Below are 25,294 nucleotides of genomic sequence, written 5' to 3' on the forward strand. Positions count from 1 at the left end.
TTTGAAATCCATCTAAATTATATTTGTAAACAAATACTGCTACAATCGAAAGTGCAAATATAATTTTTACTTTTCAACCTCCTTTAATTTTTCATCATATTAATCTTGTAACTGAAGCATTCTATACGCTTTTTATTTTTCTGCTTCACTTTGATACTTTAGGAAGCTTACTTCAGCACATTCAACCATCGGCTGCGCAACATATACAGCTACTAGTACATCTTTTGATGTCATTTATGAAGGTTCTGTTGCTAGTTATTTTGTATACAATATTCTTTTTAGGATGTTATGGACAGCCAGTCTTAAAAAAGGTAGGAATAAAATATATACATTGCAATATGATTTTGTATATATTTTCTTATCATCGATATTGTACAAAATAGAACTATACAAAAACTATACATATAATACTTTGAGATAAAGTGATACTTCATTCAAGAAGTGCAAATACAGCTCCTTCTATTCGGGATAAAGAAAACATGCCTCTAAAACAGAGGTATGCCGACGCCTGTGCCGCAAGCCCTCTTTTAGTCGCCCTTCCTTTCGATTCGTGCCGATCTTGATTTATCGTAGGAAGAAGATTGAAGTTTGCTAGCAACACGAACGTTTAAGCTAGACGAAGATACTTTTCAAAATAAGTTAGCGACAGTCGTAGAAGTTATAGTTTTCTAAACAATAAAAAACAGCCTCAAAGCTATTGATTAGCTTCAACACTGTCTTTTTCATTTCAACGTTCTATGATTTTTCTCCGTATATCCACTAGCTTACTTTTAAAGCGATACGTTCTTTTTCCATCAAGCGTAAATTCACGATAGCATGAAAACCAATTGTATTTTTATTTATTTTATACTTACTGTAGCACTACATTACAGTACTTTATATGCCTAAATGAAGAATACAGCCATAAGGAAAAACTCCGTCAAAAACGGAGCTTTTCCTTGTGCTATCTAGTTTTTAATAAAGCTAACGACGAATCGCTTGTTAAATATCCTCTTAGCTAATATGTGTTAAGAGGATGTCCATGCACCACCATTGATATGAATCGCTTGTCCTGTCATATAAGATGCTTCATCTGATGCCAACATTACATACGGCCAAGCATGCTCAGAAGGCTGACCAGGCCGATTCATTAACGTATCCTGCCCAAAATTCTCCACTCCCTTTTCATCAAAGGATGACGGTATAAGCGGTGTCCAAACAGGACCCGGAGCTACAGAATTAGCACGAATACCTTTATTAGCCAAGCTTTGGGCAATACTGCGAGTAAACGCAGTTATCGCTCCTTTTGTAGCAGAGTAATCCATTAAGATAGGGTTGCCCCTATAGGCATTGATGGAAGACGTATTAATAATTGAATCCCCTGCGCTCATACAGCGAACAGCAGCTTTTGTTAAATAAAATTGAGAGAAGAAGTTAACACGGAATACGTCCTCCATTTGCTCATCAGATATATCCAATACGTCCTCACGAATAAATTGAATGGCTGCATTATTAACTAATATATTGATTTTACCGAATGCCTCCACTGTCTTTTCCACTAGGTCAATACAATGTGCAGCCTCTTTAATATCACCAGGAAGTAAGATACATTTTACTCCTTCAGCTTCTATAAGTTCCTTTGTTTTTTCCGCATCACGATGTTCATCCAAGTAAGAAATGGCTACATTAGCTCCTTCTTTTGCATACAAAATTGCCACCGCACGACCGATACCACTATCTCCACCAGTGATTAAGGCAACTTTTCCTTTTAATTTATTTGAGCCTTTATAGTCTAAAGGTTGATGTGGGAAAGGGGTCATTTCTGATTCGAACCCTGGCTGGCGATTTTGTTGCTGACGAGGTGTACTCCCAATTTGCATGTCTTCAGGTTTCATTTCAAAATACCTCCTTCATTCAACTCTATAAGTAACATATTGTTCCATTCCACAATTGAAAAGAAAACAAACATAAGTGTATCCCAATACACATGGAACTTATTTTAACTAATCTCAATGAAAATTATGTGTTAAAAAGCCTCGTTCTTTATAATAGACAATAATGATGTGTCCTTTTTCCTGAACATAGATGGTATTATTAGTAAAAAAGTAACTAATAGTAAAAAAATTCAATACTTGGTTGAAACATCGCGATGTATTGCTGCCGTAGTCCTTCTTGTCCTTAAAAAAGAAAAGCACTTTTTCTTCATGCGATGCCTATTCAAGCTGTTTTCCCGTCCTTGAAAAGGAAAAAACTTTTTCGTGCGATGTCTATTCAAGAAGCTTTCCTTGTCCTTGAAAAGGAAAATACTTTTCTGCGTGCGATGTATTGCTGCCGCAGCTTTCCTTGTCCTTGAAAAAGAAGAACACTTTTTCTTCGTGCGATGTCTATTCAAGAAGCTTTCCTTGTCCTGTTGACCCGAACGAATCGGGCATTTAGGTGTCGTTATCTTCCCACTTAAATTTCAACAGTATTCTAAAAATCTATTTTTTTGCTACTGCTTCAAAAGTAATTGATTGATCTGCTTGCGTTGGATATTTTCCGTATTTATAATTAGTAGAGATTGTAATATCATTGAATCCTATTGTTTGTAAAATTAATTTTATTTCTTCTACTCCATACCAACGTAGTGGAAACCGCTCTAATTCTGTTTGTTGGAGTACACCGTTTCTCCACTTTTCATACCGATTATGGGAAACGGTATACTGATGAATATAGTCTACTTGGGTTATTTTTGTCTCTAATGTAATGACATCTCCATTTTCACATTTCCATGTTTTGGTATGTGCTTTTCCTAATTCAATATCCGTTTGCAGAAAAATATCAAAAATAAGTCGGCCTCCATCCGCTAAATGATGGTAAAAGTTCGTTAGCGCTTTTAGTGAATCATCTCTTTTATGTAGTAATAAAAAAGTACCTGATGCCAGTATAATCGCTTCGTATTTCTGATTGACTTGGAAGTCCTGCATGGATGCTGTAAAAAGTTTTGGGTTCAGACCTCTTTTTCCACAATGATCACGACAAATAGTCAACATCTCAGGGGATACATCAAAACCTTCAACATCAAGACCGTTTTCTAGAAGCGGGATAAGCATGCGCCCTGTACCAACAGCAGGCTCAAGAATTTTTCCTGTACTAGTAGCAAGACGTTCCAAGTAAAACTCTATATCGCCGAAGGAATGACCTATCGGCTTATCCAAATCGTATACTTCTGATGATAGATTACTGTAATAACTAAACATAGTTTAAATCTCCTTTGTAAGTAATTATTTCATATATCGACTTTCTAGTAATTTGCAACAAATTCCAATATATTTATTTCAGAGCAAAAGCGAGAGCTCTTGAGCGCATGAGCCAGACACAAAAGGGCAAACGCAAGTTAGCGGTGTACAAACGGCAGATCTCTAACGGGATAAAGGAAAACTACATTCAAGGAGTGCTGTTCCCAAAAAAACGCGATGTATCGCTGTTGAAGTTTTTCCATAATCCTATCTTCATGATCATTCATGTAAAATAGAAAAAAGCTGGTGTGTCTGCAAGCCTTGAAAAGTTTAAACAGCCAAATTTCTATGCTAAATATACAAAAAAATTTAAAACGTACTATTATTATATATAATTTTTAAATGAATAGATAACACTCATCATTTTTTATTTATGTTTGTTTAAGGATGCATCAATCGTAAGTTAAAATAATTAATGATACCATTTAGAAAAAAGGTTGCTGATATAATTGTGAAATTCCACACAACAACTCTGTTGATTTGATATAATTAATTAAAAGGCATGTAAGGGAGAGGATGGCAATATCAAGTATATGTTTTATTCGCCATGGACAAACAGACTGGAACAAACAAGGCAGACTTCAAGGAAAAACGGATATTCCACTTAACGATACAGGTAGAAAACAGGCTGAAGCTTGCGGCAAATTTTTAAATGCGACTGATTATGATGTCCTTATATGCAGTCCTTTACAACGTGCAAAAGAGACTGCTCAAATTATTAACCAACACTTAAATCTCCCGCTTATAAAAATGGGCGAATTTAAAGAACGTTCGTTTGGAAACGCTGAAGGTATGACAATAGAAGAAAGGCAAAAAGCGTATCCAAGCGGCAGCTTTCCAAACCAAGAAAAACGAGAGGAATTTAATCAGCGGGTTATGGCAGGACTGGAAAAGATTAATAAGAAATTTCCTAATAAGCGAATTTTATTAGTGGCTCACGGTGCTGTCATCAATGCTATATTAGCTGAAGTTTCCAATGGGAAAATTGGCTCAGGTAAAACAACACTAATGAATGGATGTATTAGCAACATTCATTTCAAAGAAAAGACATGGGAGATACAAAACTATAACCAGGTAAGACACTTGAATTAAGAACAAAACAATTTTTTATGGGAAATAAGTTAACAAAAAACGCTGAAAGAAAAGCTAAAGATAAAACTGTAATTGTAGATGTAGATATTTGCAAAATTTGTATCATTAAAATAGTGGGAATTCCTGACTAGATTGGCTGAATATTAAAAACTGAGCAACAGCAATAGTGTTTACCTAGTGCTCAGAGATAAACAAATCCTGTTAGTTGCTCAGTGTAGGACATCCAATTGTTTAGACTTATATGTTTTATGGTTAAATGTTCCCCCCGACATGAACGCGCTTTCAATTCTTTTTGATGTGTTCCTTATCTTATCAGCATTCAGGCTTTTTTCTTTTGCAGTTAGGTTATCATTGAAAAAATTTCAAACGCCTTTGGAATATAGGTAAATAAAACTGAAGGGGTTATCCATTAAAACGCCGCTGTCCAACCGCCATCTGCCGTAATTACTGTCCCATTGATAAATGTTGAATCCTCTGTTGCTAAAAATAGAGCAACCGTAGCTATTTCCTCAGGCTTTCCCATACGTGGCATAACAGCTTGTCCTTTTTGTGTACGACTAGCTCCAAATTCGCTTATATGTTTCATGGTTAATCCAATATTTGTTTCTACTCCCCCTGGAGCAATAGCATTACAACGAATTCCCTCATCTGCATACATATAGCCAGTATTCTTTGTAAATCCAACTACCGCATGTTTAGATGCAGTATATGCCGCTCCTGCTTGTGCACCATTTAACCCACCGGTAGAAGCAATATTAATAATAACACCGTTTTGTTTTTCAAGAAAAATAGGTAATACTTTTCTAGTTGCTCGCATAACAGAAGTAGTATTAATTAAGAAAATTCGTTCCCACTTCTCATCCTCTATTTCTCCGGCCGGTTCTATTCCATCCATAATACCTGCATTATTAACTAAGATATCTAATGTGCCATATTCATGAATGGTAGTGTCAATTAAATGATCGATATCTTGTTTAATGGCTACATCGGTTTTTACAGCCTTTGCCTTTCCTCCCTTTTCAACAATGGATGTCGCTACTACTTCTGCTCCTTCTAAATTAATATCAGATACAATGACAATTGCTCCTTCTTGGCCATAAAGTTCAGCAATCGCCTTTCCCATTCCAGAGGCTGCACCAGTAACAACTGCAACTTAACCTGTTAATTTCATATCTTCTCACCCTTCTAGTTTATTGTGACCATCAACATACTTTAATTGTATACCATAAGCATAATGTACTATAATAAACATATCAATATGCAAATGGGAGGTACTTTGTTGCTTAATCAACATTTGATATGGATTATGTTCAATAACGTGAAATTTTTATTGGTTCAGATAGACATAGAATAAAAAATTAGGGCTTCAACAGATAGGTGGTAGTTAGTTGATGAAGATAGATCGTCGGGTTCTAAAATCTAAACAAGCATTAAAATCTGCTTTCATTCAGTTAATGAATGAAAAAGAACTGCAACAAATAACTATTACTGATATTGTGCTTTTGCCAATGTAAATCGAGGCACGTTTTATAAACACTATCAAACGAAAAACGAACTTTTTCATGAATTAGTTGAAGATATTTTATCTAATTTGGTTCATTCCTATAGAAGTCCATACTTGAATAAAAAAACATTCACCCCCCTTGAAATGAAAGCCCCCACCATTCTAATTTTTGACCATATCAAGCGCTTTTCCGACTTCTATCAAACTATTTTACTAAATGAACATATCTTGCCGGGATTTCAAAATAAGCTTTGTTCTATTATTAAAGATCTATCCCTCAACGATTTACAAACTGTCCAAAAAACAAATTCAATTAACCAAGATTTACAGGCTAGCTACCAAGCTCATGCCTTATTAGGCTTAATCATAGAATGGGTGAAGAGTGATTTCAAATACTCTACGAATTATATGTCTGAACAATTAATAAAAATACTTTCAACTGTCCCCATCACTATGAAATACTTCAAAAAATTTAAATGACGAATTTAAGTAGATTACTATTAACCAGATAGTCCAATACTTCCATTTTTTTCATCACTTTGACATTCCATCCAGAGCCTTTAGGACAAAGCTTTCAAACCTACTACTCCAATAATAATCAAAATTAAACTGATAACGCGTAATTTATTGGTTGATTCACCAAAGAAAATCATATTCATTATTACAGCGCCAGCCGTACCAACTCCCATAAACACAGAATAAGAAACACTTACAAGTAAATATGAGAAAGATGCATAAAGAAAGGCAAACGAAGCACCTAATCCACCTAGATACAATAAACCGCTGAGAATTGTCTTATTCTGGCTATATAACCGCAGACCTAGTACACCTAATATTTCAAATACCGAAGCACATGCAACAAAGAACCATCCCATTATGAATGCACCTCCTGATGTGTTGCTTGATTCGGCTCATCAAATAGCTTTAAACCAATAACACCTATAACTAGAAGAAACATAAAAAATATTTTCCCCATACTTAAACTTCCACCAAATATATAGACATCCATCAATGCTGTTCCTACTGTTCCAGCAGCAGCAAATATGGCATACACTGTTCCTGTTGGTATACCTTCACAAGCTTTCGACAAGAAATGAAGATCTAACAAAATCGCTCCAATAATTAAAACCCAATGCCACCATGTAGATGCTGTATTAAACCCATAAATCCAAATTAATTCAAATAAACTTGTTAAAATTACGTATATCCATGATTTATTCACTTTCAGTTAACTCCCTGTGTCCATTATTATGACTGATTATCAGTCATTTTATAATTAAAAAACTTCGCCAGTGCCAAACTTTCGGCGCAGGCGATCTGCTCGTTTTCGCTTAGACAAATAAGTTTTAAAACGTTACGATTCCTGGCCATAGTTTAATGCTTTATTAAGCGAAAACGTAGATAATCTTTAATTATTTACATATTGCATTTTTGGCGAATTCTAGGACTTCCTTTTGTTTTTGATTTGCTTTTTTTTCATCTTGTTTATCAAATAAATAAGATTGTTCAGCCCCAGCTTCAATTAAACCTATTAATAATTTGGCCGTTGCATCAACATCCATATTTTCACGAAGAAATCCCGTTGCTTTTGGTTGGATTAAAAACTCGCGCATCCAAGCATAATAAGGCTCATATATTTTTTCCCACTCACTTAAATATTGACTAGAAGCCAATCCAGCAAACATTAAAGCATAGATTTCCCGATAATCGTTTGTTATTTTAAAAGCTACATGAACCACTTGTTCCAATTGTTCCATAAATTCCTTTTCAGGCTTTACCTCCTCTTCCATCGCTTCCACAATTCTCTTTACCATAACCTCGGCAATGGAAGGCATAACGGCTAATTTGGAAGGAAAATACAAATAAAATGTACCTTGGGCTACGCCAGCACCTTTAACAATATCAGATACCTTTGTTTTTTCAATTCCTTTTTCCTTAAATACTTGAATAGCTGAGCGAATAATTTTTTCTTTTTTATTGTCCACTGCTTCACCTCTTTCTCTATGTGATTTGCTTTGTTAAATGATAAATATATAAGAAATCCGCTTAATGACTGACTATCAGTCATTTTATATGGATTCAATTTTTTTGTCAACAAAAATTAATTAAAAACTTAGTAGGCGACACTATGAGTTATTTTTTAATAGGGAAGATGATGTCTGGTGAATCCTCAAGCTTTAATCGATCGTATCAACAACAAGATAATAGCCTTTTTCTTTCACCTGTAACTTTATCCTGCTTCCTTTAATTCCTTAGAATACTGTTTCCGTTATTTTGAATTTTCTAATCCACTTACTCTTTCTTTCTCAAATTTCTCAATCCATCTAAATAAAGGGTCTTATTATTGATTTATATTTCAGACATAATTTTCATCGTGTATCATTTTCATCTTTATAAGCCATTATTACATCATATATAAATTCACGAGAATAAGGTTCATATGACATAAATAACTCCCCCTAAGGCAAAACCGATTTTTATTTTTTAATCTGTCTACCTTAGGGGGAGCATGTCATTAGCAACTCTCTCTTTTCATTTATTTGTTATTTCTAGATTTTCATTTTCCCAGTTTATAAAGCCGCCTTCTACATTAATCACTTCAAAACCGTGATTCAATAAAATGCTGGAGGCAATAGCTGAACGTTTTCCTGATCTACAATGAACAGCGATAGGTTTATCATAGGTTAATTCGTCTAGCCGTTCCGGCAGCTGAGGAAGCGGGATATGCTTGGCATTTGGAATATGTGATTCCTCCCATTCCTCTTGATACCTTACATCTAATACTTGTACCTCAGCGCTTTTTCTCTTTTCATCTACGTTTTTTGGTGATAGGTGATCATAGGACTGTAGTTTTGTCGCTGATTTAACTACGGAAAGCGGAAAGAAACCTTGTAAGTTGTCCATTCCCATATTGATTAGTATTTTTCGTAAGTCAGCGTATTGATGTGGTTCTGCAATAATAAAGATACCTTTTTCATAATTAGCAATGCGACCTAACCACTCCGTAAATAAATCGGGATAGGGAAGGTTAATCGTTCCTGGAATACTTCCTCTAGAATAAACTTTGATGCTCCGCGTATCAATAACTAGATTGGTTATTTCCTTTGCTAATTTAGCGACTTCATTACCAGTTAGATACCATTCCACAGCTGTTGATACTTTAGAAAGTGGTGTCATTCCCGTTCTGTTTACTTCTTTCATTTTTGTAAAGTAAGCTGGAGGCTCCGGCTGACCATCAAGTATAAAGTCAATAAAATCAGCTTCATTTGTTAGTTGGAAGGCTGGATTAAATAACTTTTCATAGCCGACAGTAGACGCTGGAACAGCTCCAAGTGATTTACCACAAGCACTTCCGGAACCGTGACCAGGCCAAATTTGTATATAATCACTATATTGTTTAAACTTTTGTAAGGAAGCAAACAGTTGGCGAGCCCCTTGCTCAGCGGAACCCTTTACGCCAACAGATTTTTCTAATAAATCAGGACGGCCAACATCGCCAACAAATATAAAATCGCCGGTAAACACTCCCATTGGCTTGTCTCCAGCAGCTCCATCGGTTAGTTCATAAGACATATGCTCTGGAGTGTGACCAGGAGTGTGAATTGCTTTTAGTTGAACATTGCCTAAATGGATGATGTCTTGATCCCTTAAGCCTTGCACAGATAATGAATCGTCCCAGTCATATCCTCCATTATCCGCTCCTTCTAAAGAATAATAGATCGTTGCCCCAGTACGTCTGGCAAGTTCGGTAACTCCTGATACAAAGTCAGCATGGATATGTGTCTCTACTGCAGCACGGATTTGAAATCCTTGTTCTCTTGCCACCTTTACATACTCCTCAATATTTCTTGACGGATCAATTACTGCGGCCTCACCTGTAGCTTGGCATGCCACCATATAGGAGGCTTGGGCTAGTGCCGAATCATAAAAATATGTTAAGTACATAAATATCCTCCTGTATGAATATTCCATTACCTTTTGAAGTAGAATTCAACAAGCAGGTGAACGGATCGAGAAGGGCATATTCGTGTCAAGTGTTTCGTTGCCATTCGCTACCAGATACGCTGGAAACAAGAAAACGGAACAGCTCAAACGTTTCATTGTTAACCCTTTTTTCGAACCATCTCTTTCTTGTAATATAATTAAATAAATAAAGAAAATAGGCCAGCGCAATTTTTATAACGCTGACAACCTGCTCGCTTGCGCTTTTACATAAATCTATGATTTTTTTACTTGATTCAACTTCTTTATTTTCTCAACCTGCTGTTGATTAAAGAAAATCAACGCTGATGAATTTACTTCAGTTCTTTTTTACAAAAATACCAATCGATACATTCATACTCACTATTGTTCATACGTTCATTTGCTTCTTTTTTTGTTTGCGGGGGCTTTACAATTACTTTATCTCCTGGCTCCCAGTTCGCCGGCGTGGAAACCTCATGATCATCGGTTGTTCGTAATGCTTTGACAAGGCGAACAATTTCTTCCATATTTCGTCCTGTAGACAGTGGATAGTAAATCAAAGCTCGAATCGTTTGTTTATCATCAATAACAAAGACCGCTCGTGATGTTTCAGTACCATCAGACTCCGGCATAATCATTCCATACTTCGTAGAAACCTGTTGATCTAGATCCGCTATGATTGGAAAGTCAATGGTTGTATTAAAATTTTCTTCTATATTTCTTACCCAAGCAATATGAGAGCTAACACTATCAATACTTAGACCCATTAATTCTGTATTCATACCAAGTAGACGATCGTAAACTTCTTGAAAAGCTACAAACTCAGAGGTACATACTGGTGTGAAATCAGCTGGGTGAGAAAACAGTACAACCCACTTACCTTTGTAATCGCTTAAAGATAGCTCCCCATGAGTCGTTTTTGCTGTAAAATCGGGAGCTTTCTCACCAATTCTTGGCAAACTTTGTACTTGCATGGTTTGTTCCAATTGTTCCATCTGCAAATCCCCTCTCTATTAAATGATTATACATATTACTTGCTTTCCTTTATCTTACATGAACAAAACATCTTTTACTTTAAAATTGCAATTTGTCATTAATTATTAATAATTTTGATAATAAAAAATGCTTTCCTAGTCAGTTCTTAGCCTTGCTAACGGTATTTTCTTCATATGTTACTGGTAAGAGAGCATACTATAACCGATAATAAGAGGTTGTTTAAAAAACTTGGCAAAATGAGCTATCGATTCCTTCGTATTTGGAATGTATGTTTTACAATGAAATTAAAACAACTGAAAAGCGCAACTTGTTATCTAAACCAAGTTGCGCTACAACCTATGATAAAGTAAATCTTGTATTTTCATCATCCACTACCGATAGAAATAGAACAAAAGTTTACAATTCACAGGCGTGCTTGAAAAAAGCACCTTTTTTGCTGTCATAGTTTTCCTTGACCTTGATTTTTTATAGCTGGTCTGAAAAACAACGATGCCTATCCAAGCAGTCTCTCTACCGCTCGAACGAATCGAGTATAAAAGTGCCGTTATCTCTCACTTAGACTTGTTCGTATTCTTGATAACTCTTAAAGTAGAGGTCTTACGTACCATAGATGCGGAATAAATTTGTTTATTAAAAAATAGCTTAACGCATTTGGGCACGATGAAGTTGCGCGAAAATGCCATCACGTTGTATTAATTGCTCATGACTGCCTTCTTCCTCAATCCCGTCTTTTGTCACGACCATAATTCGATCTGCATTTTTAATAGTTGCCAGTCGATGAGCAATAACAAGGGTTGTTCGATCTTTTGAAAGCTCATTTAAAGCTTGCTGAATAATCAATTCAGTTTCTGTATCTAAGGCAGAAGTTGCTTCATCTAAAATGAGAATTGGTGGATTTTTTAGAAACATACGAGCAATGGCAATTCGCTGTTTCTGACCGCCGGAAAGCTTTAAACCCCGCTCGCCAACCTGTGTTTCGTATCCATCAGGTAATTCGTTAATAAACTCTTCCATATGGGCTCGGCGTGCTGCCAACTCTATTTCTTCATCAGTGGCATCCAGTTTTCCATAAGCTATATTTTCTCGTAATGTTCCAGTAAATAAGAAAACATCCTGTTGTACAATGCCTATTTGTTGACGCAAGCTCTCCTTCGTCATATCCCGAATATCCACCCCATCTATCGTAATTTTCCCCGCATCAATATCATAAAATCTAGGAATTAATGAGCAAATGGTTGTTTTTCCTGCACCTGATGGGCCGACAAAAGCAATTGTTTCTCCAACTTTAATATCAAAACTTATACCATTTAACACCGGTTTTTGTGTTTTTTCATAAGCAAATGAAACATGATTGAATGAGATGTTGCCGTGCAAATAAGCGATATCTTGAGCGTTTTTTTTATTTTGCACATCTGGCTCAACATCTAATAAATCTATAAATCGCTTGAATCCGGCCATTCCTTTCGGATAAAGCTCCAACAAAGCTGTGATTTTTTGAATAGGTGTAAATAATACATTAACAAATAACACAAAGCTGACTAACTCACCAATCATTAGTTGATTATTATAGGTCAGCCAAGCTCCGACCACTAGTACGAGTAACGTAATTAACCGCATAAGCATGTATATATTAGAATGAACGATTGCCATTACCTTATATGCTGATAATTTAGCTTTACGAAAACTGAAATTATCTTTTGTGAATCGCTTCATCTCATGTTCTTCATTCGTAAATGATTGTACTACACGAGCACCTGATACAGCATCCTCAATACGTGCATTCACACCAGCAATATCCTCGTACATTTTTCCCCATGCTTTATTCATTTGAATATTGCTAAATGTGATTAGAAAAATCAATATTGGCACAGCTAACAAAATAATCAATGCCAGCTTTACATTAATCATAAACATAATAATAAAGGCGCCAAAAAACGTCATTAGGGAAATAAAGAAATCTTCTGGTCCGTGATGAGCAAGCTCACCAATATCAAATAAGTCATTCGTAATCCGGCTCATAATATGGCCAGTTTTAGTATTATCAAAAAAACGAAATGATTGCCGCTGAACATGGTGAAATAATTCTTGACGCATGTCCGTTTCGATATTAATTCCTAATTTATGACCTAAATAAGTCACTACATATTGTAAAAGTGTACTTATGATATAAACAAGAAGAAGTAAAATGCTGACAAGCACAATCAAGTTCCAGTCGTTTCCCGGTAACAGTTGGTCAATAAAATATTGTACAGCAACTGGAAATGCAAGTTCTAATAAAGCTACAATTACCGCTGATGTAAAATCCAAGATAAACAATCGTTTATGGGGTTTGTAATAAGAAAAAAATCGCCGGATCATTCTTTTACGTACACTTCCTTTCCACTGCATAAAGAAATTATACGGTTTATAAGAATGCTTGGCAAGGTTGACTGCTTACTCGCATATATTATGAACAAAAGGCATTCACTTAAGCGACATACAAATAGCTAAGCTTTTGAAGCCGATAAAGTGAACTTCATTCCGTGGTACGCATTTCACGGAATGTTAGTACCGCAAGGATATGACCTAAAGGCCCTTGAACGAATCCCGAATTTAAGAGCCATTTTTCATCATGCATGCCAAAACATAAAACAGAATTTTAAAAGGGGAAAATATGGCTCCTTACATTCGTATAAAGGAAATATGCCTCTAAAACAGGGATATCGACACCTGGGCGGCAAGCCCGGTTTTCGCCGACCTTCCTTTAGATTCGATCCGAGGTTGACTTACCGTAAAAAGAAGAGCGAAGTTTTGCTTTAGCTTGAGCGCTTAAGCTAGAAGAAGCAACTTTTTAAAAAATCGACATGAAGAAATGGGTATTGCTTCCTGACTTGGCAGATTCCCTTGCATATTTCTTTGCAATCCTCCATGTCAAATTTACGGACTGTTCATTTGCTTATTAAAAATGGACGTGTTGCTGCTGAATAAATCTGAATAGAAAGGAGGGATTTTATGAAATCGACTGTTCATATGCATGTGTTTCCGTGGATCTGCTATGCGATTGCATTTGTTTTTATTACATCAGGAATGATAAAGCTAGTTATCAGCGATTTTAAGACAACCTTCACTCAATTGGGAATGCCGTTTCCTGAAGTTACTCTGTTTCTTATCGCAATCATTGAAGTAGCTTGTGGAATATTAGTAGCAGGGAGGATTTATTTAAAAATAGCTGTAGCTCCATTAATTCTGATTATGCTTGGTGCCTTGTATGTAACAAAATTGCCTATTTTACTCCATAAAGGGCTACTCCTTTTTTTATTTGAAGCCCGATTAGATATCGTCATGTTAATTTTATTATTAATCGCTTGGAGTAAACATAAAACAGTGGATAATCTTAACTAACAATAATTACATCTTTTTTGTTGATAACTCGTGTATAATTTGATTTTATCTGTTGAAAAGCTGTTGTCATCCACAAACTTATCCACATATGCACAAGTGTTCGTACCTATTTTGATATAATTTCCTTTCTTCATACCATATATTGATTTCCCACGCTATATTTATCAACAAAATGTGTATAACTTATAAATATTGTGGATAAGCTCAAAACCCCTTTATAATTGCGCCTTTATTCACATGTGGATAAGCTGTTTACTAAGTACTTATTTCCTTTTCTAGCTTAGGCAATTACCTAGTTATTTACTAATTTGCTTTATAAGATCATTCATTCTCTAGGCTAAAAAGCAACGAACTATCCCGAGCAGCTCGTTGCTTTTCTCTATTTCTGTGTTCCTAATTCAATTGTTGTTTCTTGTTTCCTTCCTTCTCGATAATAGGTAACAGTCACTTTATCACCTACTTCTTTTTCCTGGTAAAGAATTTTTCGGAGATCAATCATATTCCTTATCTGCTTACCATCTAATTCTGTAATGACATCTAGCCGCTTGAGACCTGCTCGATCCGCCGGTGATAGTGGCTCTACACTCCAAACGTAGACACCGCCTTCAATATCTTCCGGCAATTTAAGTGTATTATTCCATTCCGTTTGTGGTACCTCTTCTAATGAATAAATTTCAACACCTAAGTAAGGTCTCGTTACTTTTCCTTCCGTTTCCAGCTGGTTAATTATTGGTAGAGCAGAATCAATCGGAATTGCGAACCCTAATCCTTCCACAGCTGTTTGATTAATTTTCATGGAATTAATACCAATTAATTGACCTCTAAGATTAATAAGAGCACCACCGCTATTACCAGGATTAATGGCTGCATCTGTTTGAATAACTTCTGCTTGCCAATCAGCTCGACCATCCTGATTAAAATCTTGCGGGATTGTTCTTTCTTTTCCACTAATAACACCTTGTGTTACCGATCCGGAAAACATAAGTCCAAGTGGATTACCAATCGCTATCGCTGGCTCTCCTACTTTTACATTGGCAGAAGTACCGATTTCTATGACATTTTTTATCTGATCGCCATCCATTTTTAGCACCGCTAAATCAGAAAATAAGTCACTTCCTACTAACTTTGCTTTAATACGGGTGTCGTCAAACAACACAACTTCAATGGTATCAGCACCACTAACCACATGATGATTGGTTACTACATAAGCTGTGCCATCCTCTTTTTTATAAATAACACCTGAACCTTCTCCAGCCTGACTTTTTTCCTCCTGCTGCCAAAAATCAATCTGTTGCTGGATATTAATTACTCCTACTACTGCTGGTGCTACTTGATCAATAATTTCGGTAATTTGTGTTGAAATATCGACGTTCATTACTTGTTTTGGTCCATTTCCTTTTTTTGTTGAACCTAAGTCTTGCCGAGTCCCTGCTTCCTGCTCATTATTTGTTAGAATTCCTGTATCAACAAGTGCTGGTAAAGCAACTGTTACAAGTAAAACACCAATAATAACACCAAGCAAAAGTGGTATAAGCCAGTTTTTCTTCTTCTTCCGTTGCGGATTTGGCGGATAATGCTGATCGTAATATCCCATTTATCTACCCCTTTACATACGTCCAGTACCGAGAATTAATTCAAATGCCCTGCCTCTAGAAAACTCTGGCCGGCTCCAATCTTGACAACAGGCAATACCTAGTTTCAATTTTATACGATAGATATGAAAATTTTCACTCCTATTTGGCCTCATCTCAGTGAAACATTTCTTGTTTTTCTACGTATCAAAACATGGTCTCTCATTTAGGATAATGCCCTCTTTATTATTCCCCCAACAACTGAAAAAATAAACAAATTGTTTAGCTTACTTCAAACAATGCAGTTGGCTTATCGTGATACGTATCCATTAATTCTAAGGAAATGCCCCGCTCTTGAAGTACATTATTTACCGACATTCGGGCTAGATCGCGCATATTATTATCTAAGCTTAAATGCGCCAGATAAATGCGTTGGGTATTATTATCAACTATATCTGCCAAAGCAAGACCACAGTCTTCATTGGAGATATGTCCCGAATCACCTAAAATACGACGTTTTACATTCCATGGATACCTTCCCATTCGTAGCATACCAACATCATGATTTGCTTCAAAGATATAAGCATCTGCACTTTTTACGATTTTCTTAATACGCTCGGATACATAACCTAAATCCGTAACAAGCGCAACTTTTTTCCCTTGATGATGGAATGTATAAAACATTGGTTCTGCCGCATCATGAGAAACACCGAATGATTCAACATCAATATCGCCAAATGTTTTTATTTCCTCCAAGTTAAAATGAAATTTCTGATCAACAGACAGATTACCAATAGATTTTTCCATTGCTTGCCATGTTTTTGCATTTGCGTAAATAGGCAGCTTATATTTTCGAGCAAAAACACCAAGCCCTTTAATATGATCACTATGTTCATGAGTAACTAAAATACTTGATAAATTACTCGGGTCAATTTTTATTTCTTGAAAAAGACGATCCAGCTGCTTGCCGCTTAAACCAGCATCAACAAGCAGTCTTTCTTGTTCTGATTCAATATAAAATGCATTGCCTGTACTTCCTGAGGCTAACACACTAAAGCGTAAAGTCATTCAAGTCACTCCGATTTATCTATACTATTCTTCTATCCTTATATCTTCCGTTATGCTATCCTCTATAATCGATTCTTCTACCATATTTATAAAATCGTCTTTCCAATCCACGTCCTTATTCATCTGTTTAAAGTTACTCAGATTACTTTTAATCGTGTCTGAAATAAACTTTGTATCATCTCCAGCATTAACATAACCTTCTACCGCATTGACAAAATAATTGCGTTCCTTATTTACCTCAATCTTATAAGTTGGTGCAAATACTTGGTTAGAACCTGTCTCAGACCCAATTCTTGTATAATAACCATTATCTACTGAGGTTACATTGTCTTCTGGTACCAACTCATTTTGATTATATAAATACCCAATGGCTTTGATCGGATTAAGGAGCTTACTTGGTTCACCTTGTTCCTTTGCATCTCCCAACATTGTTTGCATATAGTAAACCATCTCATTATCTTTGTTTAGGAATACAAGGATGGTACCATAGCGGTTAAAGTAAATCGGACGATCTTTTTTTTGTTGAAAGAAGAGCAATACATTCGTTTTCTTATCCCAACCGTAGAATACATAATCATTAGCAAAAGCCGTATAGCTTCTTATCAATTCATTCATACTTGTTTTATCTTGTGGAATTGGTACCGGACTATCAAAACGGGAGACAAGCAATGTCTTATTAATAAGTTGAACATCCTGTCCTTTTAAATCAGTAACCTTTTTAATATCCACATCGGTAAATTTCTTAGGGGCAACATTAATATACGTATCTTCAGTTACATCTACGTGCTTATCACTAACTTTAATATTTTCCTGCTTTAACATTTCTTCAATCGTTGGTTCCTCCGTACTTGCCTGGTCGAAGGAATCCACCCTGTTTTGTTTATCCATAAACTCAATAAATAGATAAATATTGAGGATTAAGAAACATAAAATAAATAATGTTTTAATCTGACTCCATTGCATGCCTTAATTCCTCCAATATGAAGAATTAGATATCATTTAAAACAAAATCTTCTGCCAATCTCCATTTACTTGCATAAACCAAGCCGGCTCCAATATTACTGAATTATCTTCTTGATATTGAAAATAATAACCCAATTGAATGTTTTCAATATCCTTGATATCGACTGTATCATTTAAATTATCCATTAGATGTGCAATTATTTTTGCACCAGATGGAACTGCTACTTGCTCTGTTTGAACTTCTCTGCCTAAGCTTAACAGGGATCGACTATACCGATAGATGTCTTGCCCTTCATATTCCGTTTCAATAAATGTCAAGCCGTTCTTATTATGAACCGGATAACCATTGTATTGCATTTGATACGTAACACTATTGTTAGTTGTATTTAACTCGTACAGTTTATAATCATCAAACCAGCCTTTATGCGAGTTTATTCTTGATATGCTTAGGTCAATTAACTCAATTGGTCCAATATCTCCAGATGCATTTTCGGTAGAGTTAGGATTATAAAATTCCAGCTTCGTCTCTTTTTGCCTGATTCGCATTTCTCGCGTACTGTCAGCATAATAATACTCACCTGAGTTCGTATTTCCTTTATTTGACCGGCTAATTAGGGTTGGGTCTGGGAATAAGACCTCAACAAATAAATCCGGTGATATTTTAGACACAATAAGAGATCGTTTTTCTAAGCCCTTCGTGTTATTACGAACATAGATATCATCATCACTATCGCGGGTTCCTTTATCAATCAATAAATATTCTGTTAGCCCTTTACGAGAACTTAATAAATCGTCCAGGCCATTATACGTTACAGCAACATTTAAGGATGCGGTTGCCAGCCTCCTTTTATCAATCGATGGAAAGAAAATAGAAATCGTTGCAGTATCTTCTTCTAATTTCAAATAGATACGATCAAATGACCAATTTGCTTTGATTTCATCGACATTTGCAAACGAAAAAAGACTGCTTGCAATTTCAATCGGTAAAGCATCCGGAAAGGTTATTTCAATATCATAATCCTTTATTCCTCTAGATGATGATTCCCTCATCGAAAAATCCGTCATTACCCAAGATTGCATTTCTTGAAAGAACGCCTCTTCTTGCTTTGGATCCTTATAACCAAAATGTTCGTTGTTGATATGAAAGATGATCGAACTTGGTGCAATCAGGTTGTTTCTTCGTTCTTCCTTACCACCAACACTAACCTCACTAGCGTAATTTTTTCCTGTCTCTAATTGTTCAAAATCTGATTTGTAATTCCACAATCCAAAAGTTAACAATAAACTTAATGCAATCAACAATACTAATAAAATTGATTTAAACGTCTCCAGCTTCATTATGCACCTCTCCGCTTCTGATTCATCAGCGGAAGCGTAAAGTAGATCGTTGTCCCTTTACCTTCTTTGCTTGCTGCCCAAATTTGACCATGATGTGCCTCTACAAGCTCTTTAGCAATAGCTAAGCCAAGTCCTGTTCCTCCAAGTTTTCTTGTTCTTGCCTTATCAGCACGATAAAACCGCTCAAAAATTTTCTCCAATTTATCATAAGCAATACCTAAACCTTGGTCTTGAATACTAATTAAAAGATGATGACGTCGATACTCCACATTTAATTTGATCGTACCGCCTTCAGGAGAATATTTAATGGCATTGGATATAATATTATCGAGTACTTGTGTCATTTTGTCCTTATCCATCCAAACATAGTAACTACCATTTGGTAACTCGCGCTTCAGCTGAATCCCATTTGGTGCCTGCATTTCAAATCGATCGATAATTTGATGGAAATAATCAACGAATTCTACTCGTTCCTTCTGTAGAGGATACTCTTTGGCATCCATTTTAGAAAGTTGTAATAAATCGTTAACCATCCGAATCATCCGATCCGTTTCATTATGGACTACATGAAGAAATTTTGGTGCAATTTCTTTGTCTTCCCAAGCGCCATCAGTTAAAGCTTCTACATAGCTTTTCATTGTTGTTAGCGGTGTACGCAATTCATGTGAAACATTGGAAACAAACTCTCTTCGCTCTGCTTCCACCTTTTCTTGCTCTGTCACATCACTGATAACTGTAATAAATCCAGTTATATCTTCTTCATCATCAAACACCGTTGAAAAATTAGCTCGGAGAATAAAATCCTGTTCATCATCACCGAAATCAATGATCATCGATCCACTCTCATGCAGTTCAGATATATCTACCATTTTTTCTTCCAGATGCAATACATCCAGTAAAAATTCACCAACCATTTCATCCGGATTATGACCAATTAAACGCCCAGCCGCTTCATTCATCAATGTAATCGCACCAGAACTATCTGTTGCAATAACACCATCTGACATATTGGATAACACCGAGCTAAGCTTCCGCCGTTCCTCTTCAATCGTTGCATAGGAATGCTTTAGTTGATTGTTTAGATCATTAAAAGTTTCTGATAGATGACCAATCTCATCCCAGCCATACACATTTACCTTTTGAGTAAAGTCACCTCTTGCCATTTTTTGCGCTTGTCTCCGCATTTCAATAATTGGCTTGGTAATCGTTCGAGCAACTAAAATACCAATAAACGCAGATACTGTAATTGCTAAGACGGACCCTTGAAAGAAGATCTCATTAATATTCATCAATTGCTTATATACAGGCTCTAATGATGCCTCTAAATAGATGACCCCTAACACAATATCAGGGTCCTTTTCGTCAACAATAGGCTGAGATAGAACATAAAATCGGTCATTGTCTTTTACATTTTTGCTTATCTCGGGTGAATTTGTCGTCAGCGTGCGCTGAATAATCGGACGGGTTGTTTTCTTATCAATATCATCTTGTGAACCGAATCCTGTTGCTGCAATCACTCTGCTTTGATTATTAACGACTTGCAATGTTGTAATATCCTGTAGATCTACTTCCGAAACAATACCTCGTATTTCAGCTTCTAAGCTCGGCTCATTTGGGTCTTCTTCATCACGTTCACGTTGAAAAGCTTGCTCCAAGTTATAACTTAATAATTCAACACGAGCTTCGATAGATTTTTCAAAGCTTTCCATCAAGTTGTTTTCCAGCTCTGTTGTAAAAAACGAGCCGATAACTTGAATAGCTACCAGCAACAATAAAATATAAATAATAATGAACTTCAATTGAATGGAACGAAAAAAACCAACTTTTTTCATGTACTAAACCTACTCCTGATCAGGATTACGCAAGTAATAACCTACTCCGCGTCGTGTTACAATCCACATCGGATTACTAGGGGTTTCCTCAATCTTCTCTCGCAGTCTTCGTACCGTAACATCGACCGTACGAACATCGCCGAAATAGTCATACCCCCAAACCGTTTCTAGTAAATGCTCTCTTGTCATGACTTGTCCAATATGACGAGCAAGGTAATGCAATAATTCAAACTCTCGATGGGTGAGCTCAATTTGCTCGCCATCACGTGATACGATATACGCATCGGGATGAATAACTAACGAGCCGATTTTAATATCCTTCGAAGTCTTTGCAGTATCATCTGGAACAACTTGTTGTCTGCGAAGATTTGCTTTCACTCGGGCGATTAGTTCACGATTGCTAAATGGTTTCGTAACATAATCATCTGCCCCCAGTTCAAGCCCAAGTACTTTATCTATTTCGGAGTCCTTAGCTGTCAGCATAATAATTGGCATCGTTTGCGTTTTACGAATCTCCCGACATACTTCATTACCATCTTTATTAGGTAACATAATATCTAAAATTACTAGATCAGGATTCTCTCCTTGTGCTAAACGAATAGCTTCATCTCCATCATAAGCAACGATTACTTCATAACCTTCTTTTTCTAAATTAAATTTTACTATATCAGCAATTGGCTGCTCATCATCAACAACTAATATCTTTTGATTCACCTTTGCCACATCCTTCTTATATTACAATACTATCTATTCTATCGTACTTTTAAATAAAGTGAAACTTCATTTCAGTAATTTTAATTTCTATGAGCGTTGTATAACACTTTAATTTTATACTAGAAAAAAAAACGATTCAAGCGTCGTTCACACATGAATCCGTCTTTCCTTTTATGTTAAAAAGAGAAAAAAAGGTTGACATAAGACTTTCAAATGATAACCGCCATATTGAAACGGATATAATTTCCATAATCCTGTTCCAAATACAAAAAGTTCGCCATGCTTTTGCCATTGTTTGACAATGCTTGGCGAACCTATCGTTCATAGAGTAATCTATTATCAGCCAATACTAAGTGTCTATATTTACAAAGGGTATTTGAATTAGCTATAAACACTGCGCACAACATTTGTTTGTGTGCGATCCGGCCCGACCGAGAAAACAGATAATGGAATCTCTGTTAATTGTGAAACTCGTTCTAAGTAATGTCTTGCATTTTCAGGTAATTCATGCAAGCTCTTTACGCCAGTAATGTCTTCTGTCCAGCCGGGCATTTCTTCATAAACCGGCTCACACTGGGCAAGTACTGCTAGGCTTGCTGGAAAATCATGTAGAATTTCACCTTTATATTTATAAGCGACACAAATTTTCAATGTTTCTATTCCAGTTAATACATCGATAGAGTTTAAAGATAAGTCTGTAATCCCACTAACACGACGAGCATGACGAACAACCACACTATCAAACCAGCCGACGCGACGTGGACGGCCTGTAGTCGTACCATATTCACGACCAACTTCACGAATACGATCTCCTGTCTCATCCTTTAATTCGGTCGGAAATGGCCCATCACCTACACGTGTAGTATATGCCTTGGACACGCCAACAACATGATTAATCTTTGTTGGTCCTACACCTGCTCCGATAGTAACGCCCCCTGCAATCGGGTTGGAAGATGTAACAAACGGGTAGGTACCTTGGTCAATATCAAGCATAACTCCTTGTGCACCTTCAAATAAAACCCGGCGCCCTTCATCCAATGCATCGTTTAGTACAACAGAAGTATCGCAGACATATGGAGCCATTTGTTGACCAAATGCATAATATTCTTCAAGGATATCATCCACTTGCATAGGCTCTACTTCATATACTTTCTCAAAGAGCCGGTTTTTTTCCTTTAAATTTTGCTCTAGTTTTTCTCGAAATATATCTTTATCCATCAAATCAGCAATGCGGATTCCGCAACGTGCAGCTTTGTCCATATATGCAGGTCCAATTCCTTTTTTCGTTGTCCCAATTTTATTTTCGCCTTTGTCCGCTTCTTGCAAAACATCTAATTTTAGGTGATATGGAAGAATGACATGCGCTCGATTACTAATCCGTAAATTGTCGGTCGTCACATTCCGCTCATGCAAATAGGCAATTTCTTCTACAAATGCTTTTGGATCAATTACCATACCATTTCCTAAGACACATGTTTTTTCTTTAAAAAATATACCAGAAGGAATTAAATGCAATTTGTACGTAATATCGTCAAATTTAATCGTATGCCCTGCATTATTACCTCCTTGATAACGCGCAACAACTTCGGCATTTTGCGATAAGAAGTCAGTAATCTTTCCTTTCCCTTCATCGCCCCACTGTGTTCCAACTACTACTACTGAGGACATAGTGCACCTCCACTGAATAAATTTAATATATGTTTTTTTTAAATACATTAGTAATTCTACCAGTAAAAACAGAAGCAGTCAACGTAAAACACGAACGTTTTTTAAAATAAATCAATTAATATTCGTTTAATGAGTTATTATAAATGAAGATATTTGATTCGTACTTACGCAATTCTTTTAAAAGAATACGGATAATGGCAGACTTTATAAGTTAGATCGGATTTTCTTCACTTCTACTATTAGAAAGACTTGGCTTATTGCCAAGTCTTTATGGCGAAAGCTATCGTTTTTCTTATACTTTCCTATAGTAAAAAAAGTAGTACAAAACCATCACCTTGGTTTTGTACTACTAATGTTAATATGTTCGGTGTACATACCTTTCATAAAGGCTGCTCACTATGCTTGGACTGGCACTGGTGGAATATCGCTTTCTGAATAGCGATGATCAAGATCAACGAATTTATTATATTCTTTAACAAAGGCTAATTCGACCGTACCGACCGGACCATTACGCTGTTTGGAAATGATAATCTCAATAATATTTTGTTTTTCAGACTCTGAATCATAGTAATCATCACGATAAAGGAAACCAACAATATCTGCATCTTGTTCAATACTTCCAGATTCACGTAAATCTGACATCATTGGACGTTTATCCTGTCGTGACTCTACCCCGCGGGAAAGCTGGGATAGTGCAATCAAAGGAACATTTAGCTCTCTTGCTAATCCTTTTAGTGATCGTGATATTTCTGAAACTTCCTGCTGCCTGTTTTCGCGGGAATTTACACTTCCTTGAATAAGCTGTAAGTAATCAATTAAAATCATTCCTAACCCATGCTCCTGTTTTAATCTTCGGCATTTAGAACGAATATCAGCAACCCGAATTCCCGGAGTATCATCAATGTAAATGCCGGCATTCGATAAACTTCCCATTGCCATCGTTAACTTCGTCCAGTCATCTGCTTGTAACTGTCCATTACGCAGGCGTTGTGCATCGATATTTCCCTCTGCACAAAGCATACGCTGTACGAGCTGTTCCGCCCCCATTTCCAAACTGAAAATAGCCACGTTCTCATCTGTATTCACAGCCACATTCTGAGCTACATTTAAAGCAAATGCTGTTTTACCTACGGATGGGCGGGCAGCAATAATAATTAAATCATTTGGCTGAAAACCAGAAGTAATTCGATCTAAATCCCGGAAGCCAGTCGGAATTCCGGTAACATCCGCATTTTGTTGATGCAGCTGCTCAATATTATCATACACGTCAATTAAGACATCTTTAATATTTTTAAACGCCCCTGAATTTTTTCTGCTCGAAACATCAAGGATACTTTTTTCCGCTTCATTTAATACATCTTCTACATCATCCTGCCGCTCAAAACTCGATGTTACGATATCCGTTGCTGAGCGGATAAGCCTCCGCAATAATGCCTTTTCTTCAACGATACGGCAATAATAGCTAATATTTGCAGACGTTGGTACACTTTCTGCCACCTGAGATAAATATTGGACGCCTCCTGCTTCCTCCAATTGCTGTGCATTGTGTAAATAAGCAGTTACAGTGACAACATCAATCGGTTCTCCTCGATCAGCCAATGCGATCATGCCAGCAAAAATGCGCTGATGACTAGCACGATAAAAATCCTCAGGATTAAGTATTTCAGCAGCAGTATTAAACGCCTCTGGATCGATAAAGATCGCCCCAATGATAGATTGTTCTGCTTCTATGTTGTGTGGAGGTGTGCGATCAATCTCATTCATCAAGTGTCTCCCCTTTCTGCGGAGGTAACATTAGAGAAGCACAAATGTCTTCATTTGTGCTCTCAAAATAAGAAAATGCCATATGTGCAAGTATAGTATTAAAAAAGTTGTTCAAAAACCCAGTTTAAAAGGTGGCTGGAGATGTCACCTTCTCGATCAAATTCGCTAGGTCGTACTAGTGCA

Annotated in this window: 20 protein-coding genes and 1 pseudogene; 4 read left to right on the forward strand and 17 right to left on the reverse strand. The window is 36.4% G+C overall.

Annotated elements, in window-relative coordinates; translation table 11 throughout:
- Positions 1–1,007 precede the first annotated feature (1,007 nt).
- Positions 1,008–1,874, reverse strand: a complete 867-nt coding sequence (locus JNUCC74_RS18625; RefSeq protein ID WP_077318832.1) for an SDR family oxidoreductase — start codon at positions 1,872–1,874, stop codon at positions 1,008–1,010.
- A 585-nt stretch (positions 1,875–2,459) separates the two neighbouring features.
- Positions 2,460–3,218: a class I SAM-dependent methyltransferase gene (locus tag JNUCC74_RS18630; protein WP_454066440.1), complete on the reverse strand. Its 759-nt coding sequence runs from the start codon at positions 3,216–3,218 to the stop codon at positions 2,460–2,462.
- Positions 3,219–3,779: 561 nt separating this feature from the next.
- On the opposite strand from JNUCC74_RS18630, the gene JNUCC74_RS18635 reads away from it, so the two are divergent.
- On the forward strand, positions 3,780–4,349 hold the full coding sequence (locus JNUCC74_RS18635) for a histidine phosphatase family protein (protein ID WP_454067923.1): 570 nt from the start codon (positions 3,780–3,782) through the stop codon (positions 4,347–4,349).
- A gap of 409 nt (positions 4,350–4,758) precedes the next feature.
- Here the strand turns inward: JNUCC74_RS18635 and JNUCC74_RS18640 are convergent.
- Positions 4,759–5,502: pseudogene (locus JNUCC74_RS18640) on the reverse strand (SDR family oxidoreductase); the annotation flags it as partial.
- Positions 5,503–5,737: 235 nt separating this feature from the next.
- Between JNUCC74_RS18640 and JNUCC74_RS18645 the strand changes: the two are divergent.
- Both JNUCC74_RS18645 and JNUCC74_RS18650 read left to right on the forward strand, forming a co-directional pair.
- On the forward strand, positions 5,738–5,863 hold the full coding sequence (locus JNUCC74_RS18645; RefSeq protein ID WP_454066441.1) for a hypothetical protein: 126 nt from the start codon (positions 5,738–5,740) through the stop codon (positions 5,861–5,863).
- A 104-nt stretch (positions 5,864–5,967) separates the two neighbouring features.
- Positions 5,968–6,333 carry a TetR-like C-terminal domain-containing protein gene (locus tag JNUCC74_RS18650; protein WP_454066442.1) on the forward strand — a complete coding sequence of 122 codons (366 nt, stop codon included), beginning with the start codon at positions 5,968–5,970 and terminating at the stop codon, positions 6,331–6,333.
- Positions 6,334–6,413: 80 nt separating this feature from the next.
- Here JNUCC74_RS18650 and JNUCC74_RS18655 read toward each other — a convergent pair whose 3' ends face one another.
- From JNUCC74_RS18655 to JNUCC74_RS18680, 6 genes are all read right to left on the reverse strand, one after another.
- Positions 6,414–6,728, reverse strand: coding sequence for a DMT family transporter (locus JNUCC74_RS18655; RefSeq protein WP_454066443.1), 315 nt, complete (start codon positions 6,726–6,728; stop codon positions 6,414–6,416).
- A complete protein-coding gene (locus JNUCC74_RS18660; protein ID WP_143695748.1) occupies positions 6,728–7,075 on the reverse strand; it encodes a DMT family transporter in 348 nt (115 codons plus the stop codon). The genes JNUCC74_RS18655 and JNUCC74_RS18660 overlap by 1 nt, the downstream gene beginning before the upstream one ends.
- Before the next feature lie 190 nt (positions 7,076–7,265).
- The gene (locus tag JNUCC74_RS18665; protein WP_454066444.1) at positions 7,266–7,838 is read right to left on the reverse strand and encodes a TetR family transcriptional regulator; all 573 of its coding nucleotides are present in this window, start codon (positions 7,836–7,838) and stop codon (positions 7,266–7,268) included.
- Positions 7,839–8,385: 547 nt separating this feature from the next.
- Entirely contained in the window at positions 8,386–9,798 is a 1,413-nt protein-coding gene (locus JNUCC74_RS18670) for an MBL fold metallo-hydrolase (RefSeq protein ID WP_454066445.1), read from the reverse strand.
- Positions 9,799–10,148: 350 nt separating this feature from the next.
- Entirely contained in the window at positions 10,149–10,811 is a 663-nt protein-coding gene (locus JNUCC74_RS18675; protein ID WP_454066446.1) for a peroxiredoxin, read from the reverse strand.
- Between the two features lie 643 nt (positions 10,812–11,454).
- Positions 11,455–13,170: an ABC transporter ATP-binding protein gene (locus JNUCC74_RS18680; RefSeq protein WP_454066447.1), complete on the reverse strand. Its 1,716-nt coding sequence runs from the start codon at positions 13,168–13,170 to the stop codon at positions 11,455–11,457.
- Positions 13,171–13,803: 633 nt separating this feature from the next.
- Between JNUCC74_RS18680 and JNUCC74_RS18685 the strand changes: the two genes are divergently transcribed.
- Positions 13,804–14,193, forward strand: coding sequence for a DoxX family protein (locus tag JNUCC74_RS18685; protein ID WP_245799734.1), 390 nt, complete (start codon positions 13,804–13,806; stop codon positions 14,191–14,193).
- A gap of 379 nt (positions 14,194–14,572) precedes the next feature.
- On the opposite strand, the gene JNUCC74_RS18690 is transcribed toward JNUCC74_RS18685, so the two are convergent.
- From JNUCC74_RS18690 to dnaB, 8 genes are all read right to left on the reverse strand, one after another.
- The gene (locus JNUCC74_RS18690; protein ID WP_454066448.1) at positions 14,573–15,787 is read right to left on the reverse strand and encodes a S1C family serine protease; all 1,215 of its coding nucleotides are present in this window, start codon (positions 15,785–15,787) and stop codon (positions 14,573–14,575) included.
- Positions 15,788–16,046: 259 nt separating this feature from the next.
- Positions 16,047–16,832, reverse strand: coding sequence for an MBL fold metallo-hydrolase (locus JNUCC74_RS18695; RefSeq protein WP_454066449.1), 786 nt, complete (start codon positions 16,830–16,832; stop codon positions 16,047–16,049).
- A gap of 24 nt (positions 16,833–16,856) precedes the next feature.
- Positions 16,857–17,795 (reverse strand): two-component system regulatory protein YycI, encoded by a 939-nt coding sequence (locus tag JNUCC74_RS18700; protein WP_454066450.1) that lies wholly within the window; start codon positions 17,793–17,795, stop codon positions 16,857–16,859.
- Between the two features lie 36 nt (positions 17,796–17,831).
- On the reverse strand, positions 17,832–19,133 hold the full coding sequence (locus tag JNUCC74_RS18705) for a YycH family regulatory protein (RefSeq protein WP_454066451.1): 1,302 nt from the start codon (positions 19,131–19,133) through the stop codon (positions 17,832–17,834).
- Complete coding sequence (gene walK, locus JNUCC74_RS18710) at positions 19,133–20,965, reverse strand: cell wall metabolism sensor histidine kinase WalK (protein ID WP_454066452.1); 1,833 nt, start codon at positions 20,963–20,965, stop codon at positions 19,133–19,135. The genes JNUCC74_RS18705 and walK overlap by 1 nt, the downstream gene beginning before the upstream one ends.
- A gap of 9 nt (positions 20,966–20,974) precedes the next feature.
- Complete coding sequence (gene yycF, locus JNUCC74_RS18715) at positions 20,975–21,679, reverse strand: response regulator YycF (protein ID WP_077318846.1); 705 nt, start codon at positions 21,677–21,679, stop codon at positions 20,975–20,977.
- 381 nt (positions 21,680–22,060) lie between these two features.
- The gene (locus JNUCC74_RS18720) at positions 22,061–23,347 is read right to left on the reverse strand and encodes an adenylosuccinate synthase (RefSeq protein WP_454066453.1); all 1,287 of its coding nucleotides are present in this window, start codon (positions 23,345–23,347) and stop codon (positions 22,061–22,063) included.
- A gap of 396 nt (positions 23,348–23,743) precedes the next feature.
- Positions 23,744–25,111 (reverse strand): replicative DNA helicase, encoded by a 1,368-nt coding sequence (dnaB, locus tag JNUCC74_RS18725; RefSeq protein WP_454066454.1) that lies wholly within the window; start codon positions 25,109–25,111, stop codon positions 23,744–23,746.
- Positions 25,112–25,294: the final 183 nt, after the last annotated feature.

This window comes from Cerasibacillus sp. JNUCC 74 (assembly GCF_053667775.1).

Bases quoted from the DNA above. Each gene is read 5' to 3' on its own strand.
- JNUCC74_RS18695 (WP_454066449.1), bottom strand. From the start codon at position 16,832: ATGACTTTACGCTTTAGTGTGTTAGCCTCAGGAAGTACAGGCAATGCA.
- JNUCC74_RS18705 (WP_454066451.1), bottom strand. From the start codon at position 19,133: ATGAAGCTGGAGACGTTTAAATCAATTTTATTAGTATTGTTGATTGCA.
- JNUCC74_RS18680 (WP_454066447.1), bottom strand. From the start codon at position 13,170: ATGATCCGGCGATTTTTTTCTTATTACAAACCCCATAAACGATTGTTT.
- JNUCC74_RS18625 (WP_077318832.1), bottom strand. From the start codon at position 1,874: ATGAAACCTGAAGACATGCAAATTGGGAGTACACCTCGTCAGCAACAA.
- walK (WP_454066452.1), bottom strand. From the start codon at position 20,965: ATGAAAAAAGTTGGTTTTTTTCGTTCCATTCAATTGAAGTTCATTATT.
- JNUCC74_RS18670 (WP_454066445.1), bottom strand. From the start codon at position 9,798: ATGTACTTAACATATTTTTATGATTCGGCACTAGCCCAAGCCTCCTAT.
- JNUCC74_RS18685 (WP_245799734.1), top strand. From the start codon at position 13,804: ATGAAATCGACTGTTCATATGCATGTGTTTCCGTGGATCTGCTATGCG.
- JNUCC74_RS18690 (WP_454066448.1), bottom strand. From the start codon at position 15,787: ATGGGATATTACGATCAGCATTATCCGCCAAATCCGCAACGGAAGAAG.
- JNUCC74_RS18700 (WP_454066450.1), bottom strand. From the start codon at position 17,795: ATGCAATGGAGTCAGATTAAAACATTATTTATTTTATGTTTCTTAATC.
- JNUCC74_RS18630 (WP_454066440.1), bottom strand. From the start codon at position 3,218: ATGTTTAGTTATTACAGTAATCTATCATCAGAAGTATACGATTTGGAT.
- dnaB (WP_454066454.1), bottom strand. From the start codon at position 25,111: ATGAATGAGATTGATCGCACACCTCCACACAACATAGAAGCAGAACAA.
- JNUCC74_RS18675 (WP_454066446.1), bottom strand. From the start codon at position 10,811: ATGGAACAATTGGAACAAACCATGCAAGTACAAAGTTTGCCAAGAATT.
- JNUCC74_RS18720 (WP_454066453.1), bottom strand. From the start codon at position 23,347: ATGTCCTCAGTAGTAGTAGTTGGAACACAGTGGGGCGATGAAGGGAAA.
- JNUCC74_RS18655 (WP_454066443.1), bottom strand. From the start codon at position 6,728: ATGGGATGGTTCTTTGTTGCATGTGCTTCGGTATTTGAAATATTAGGT.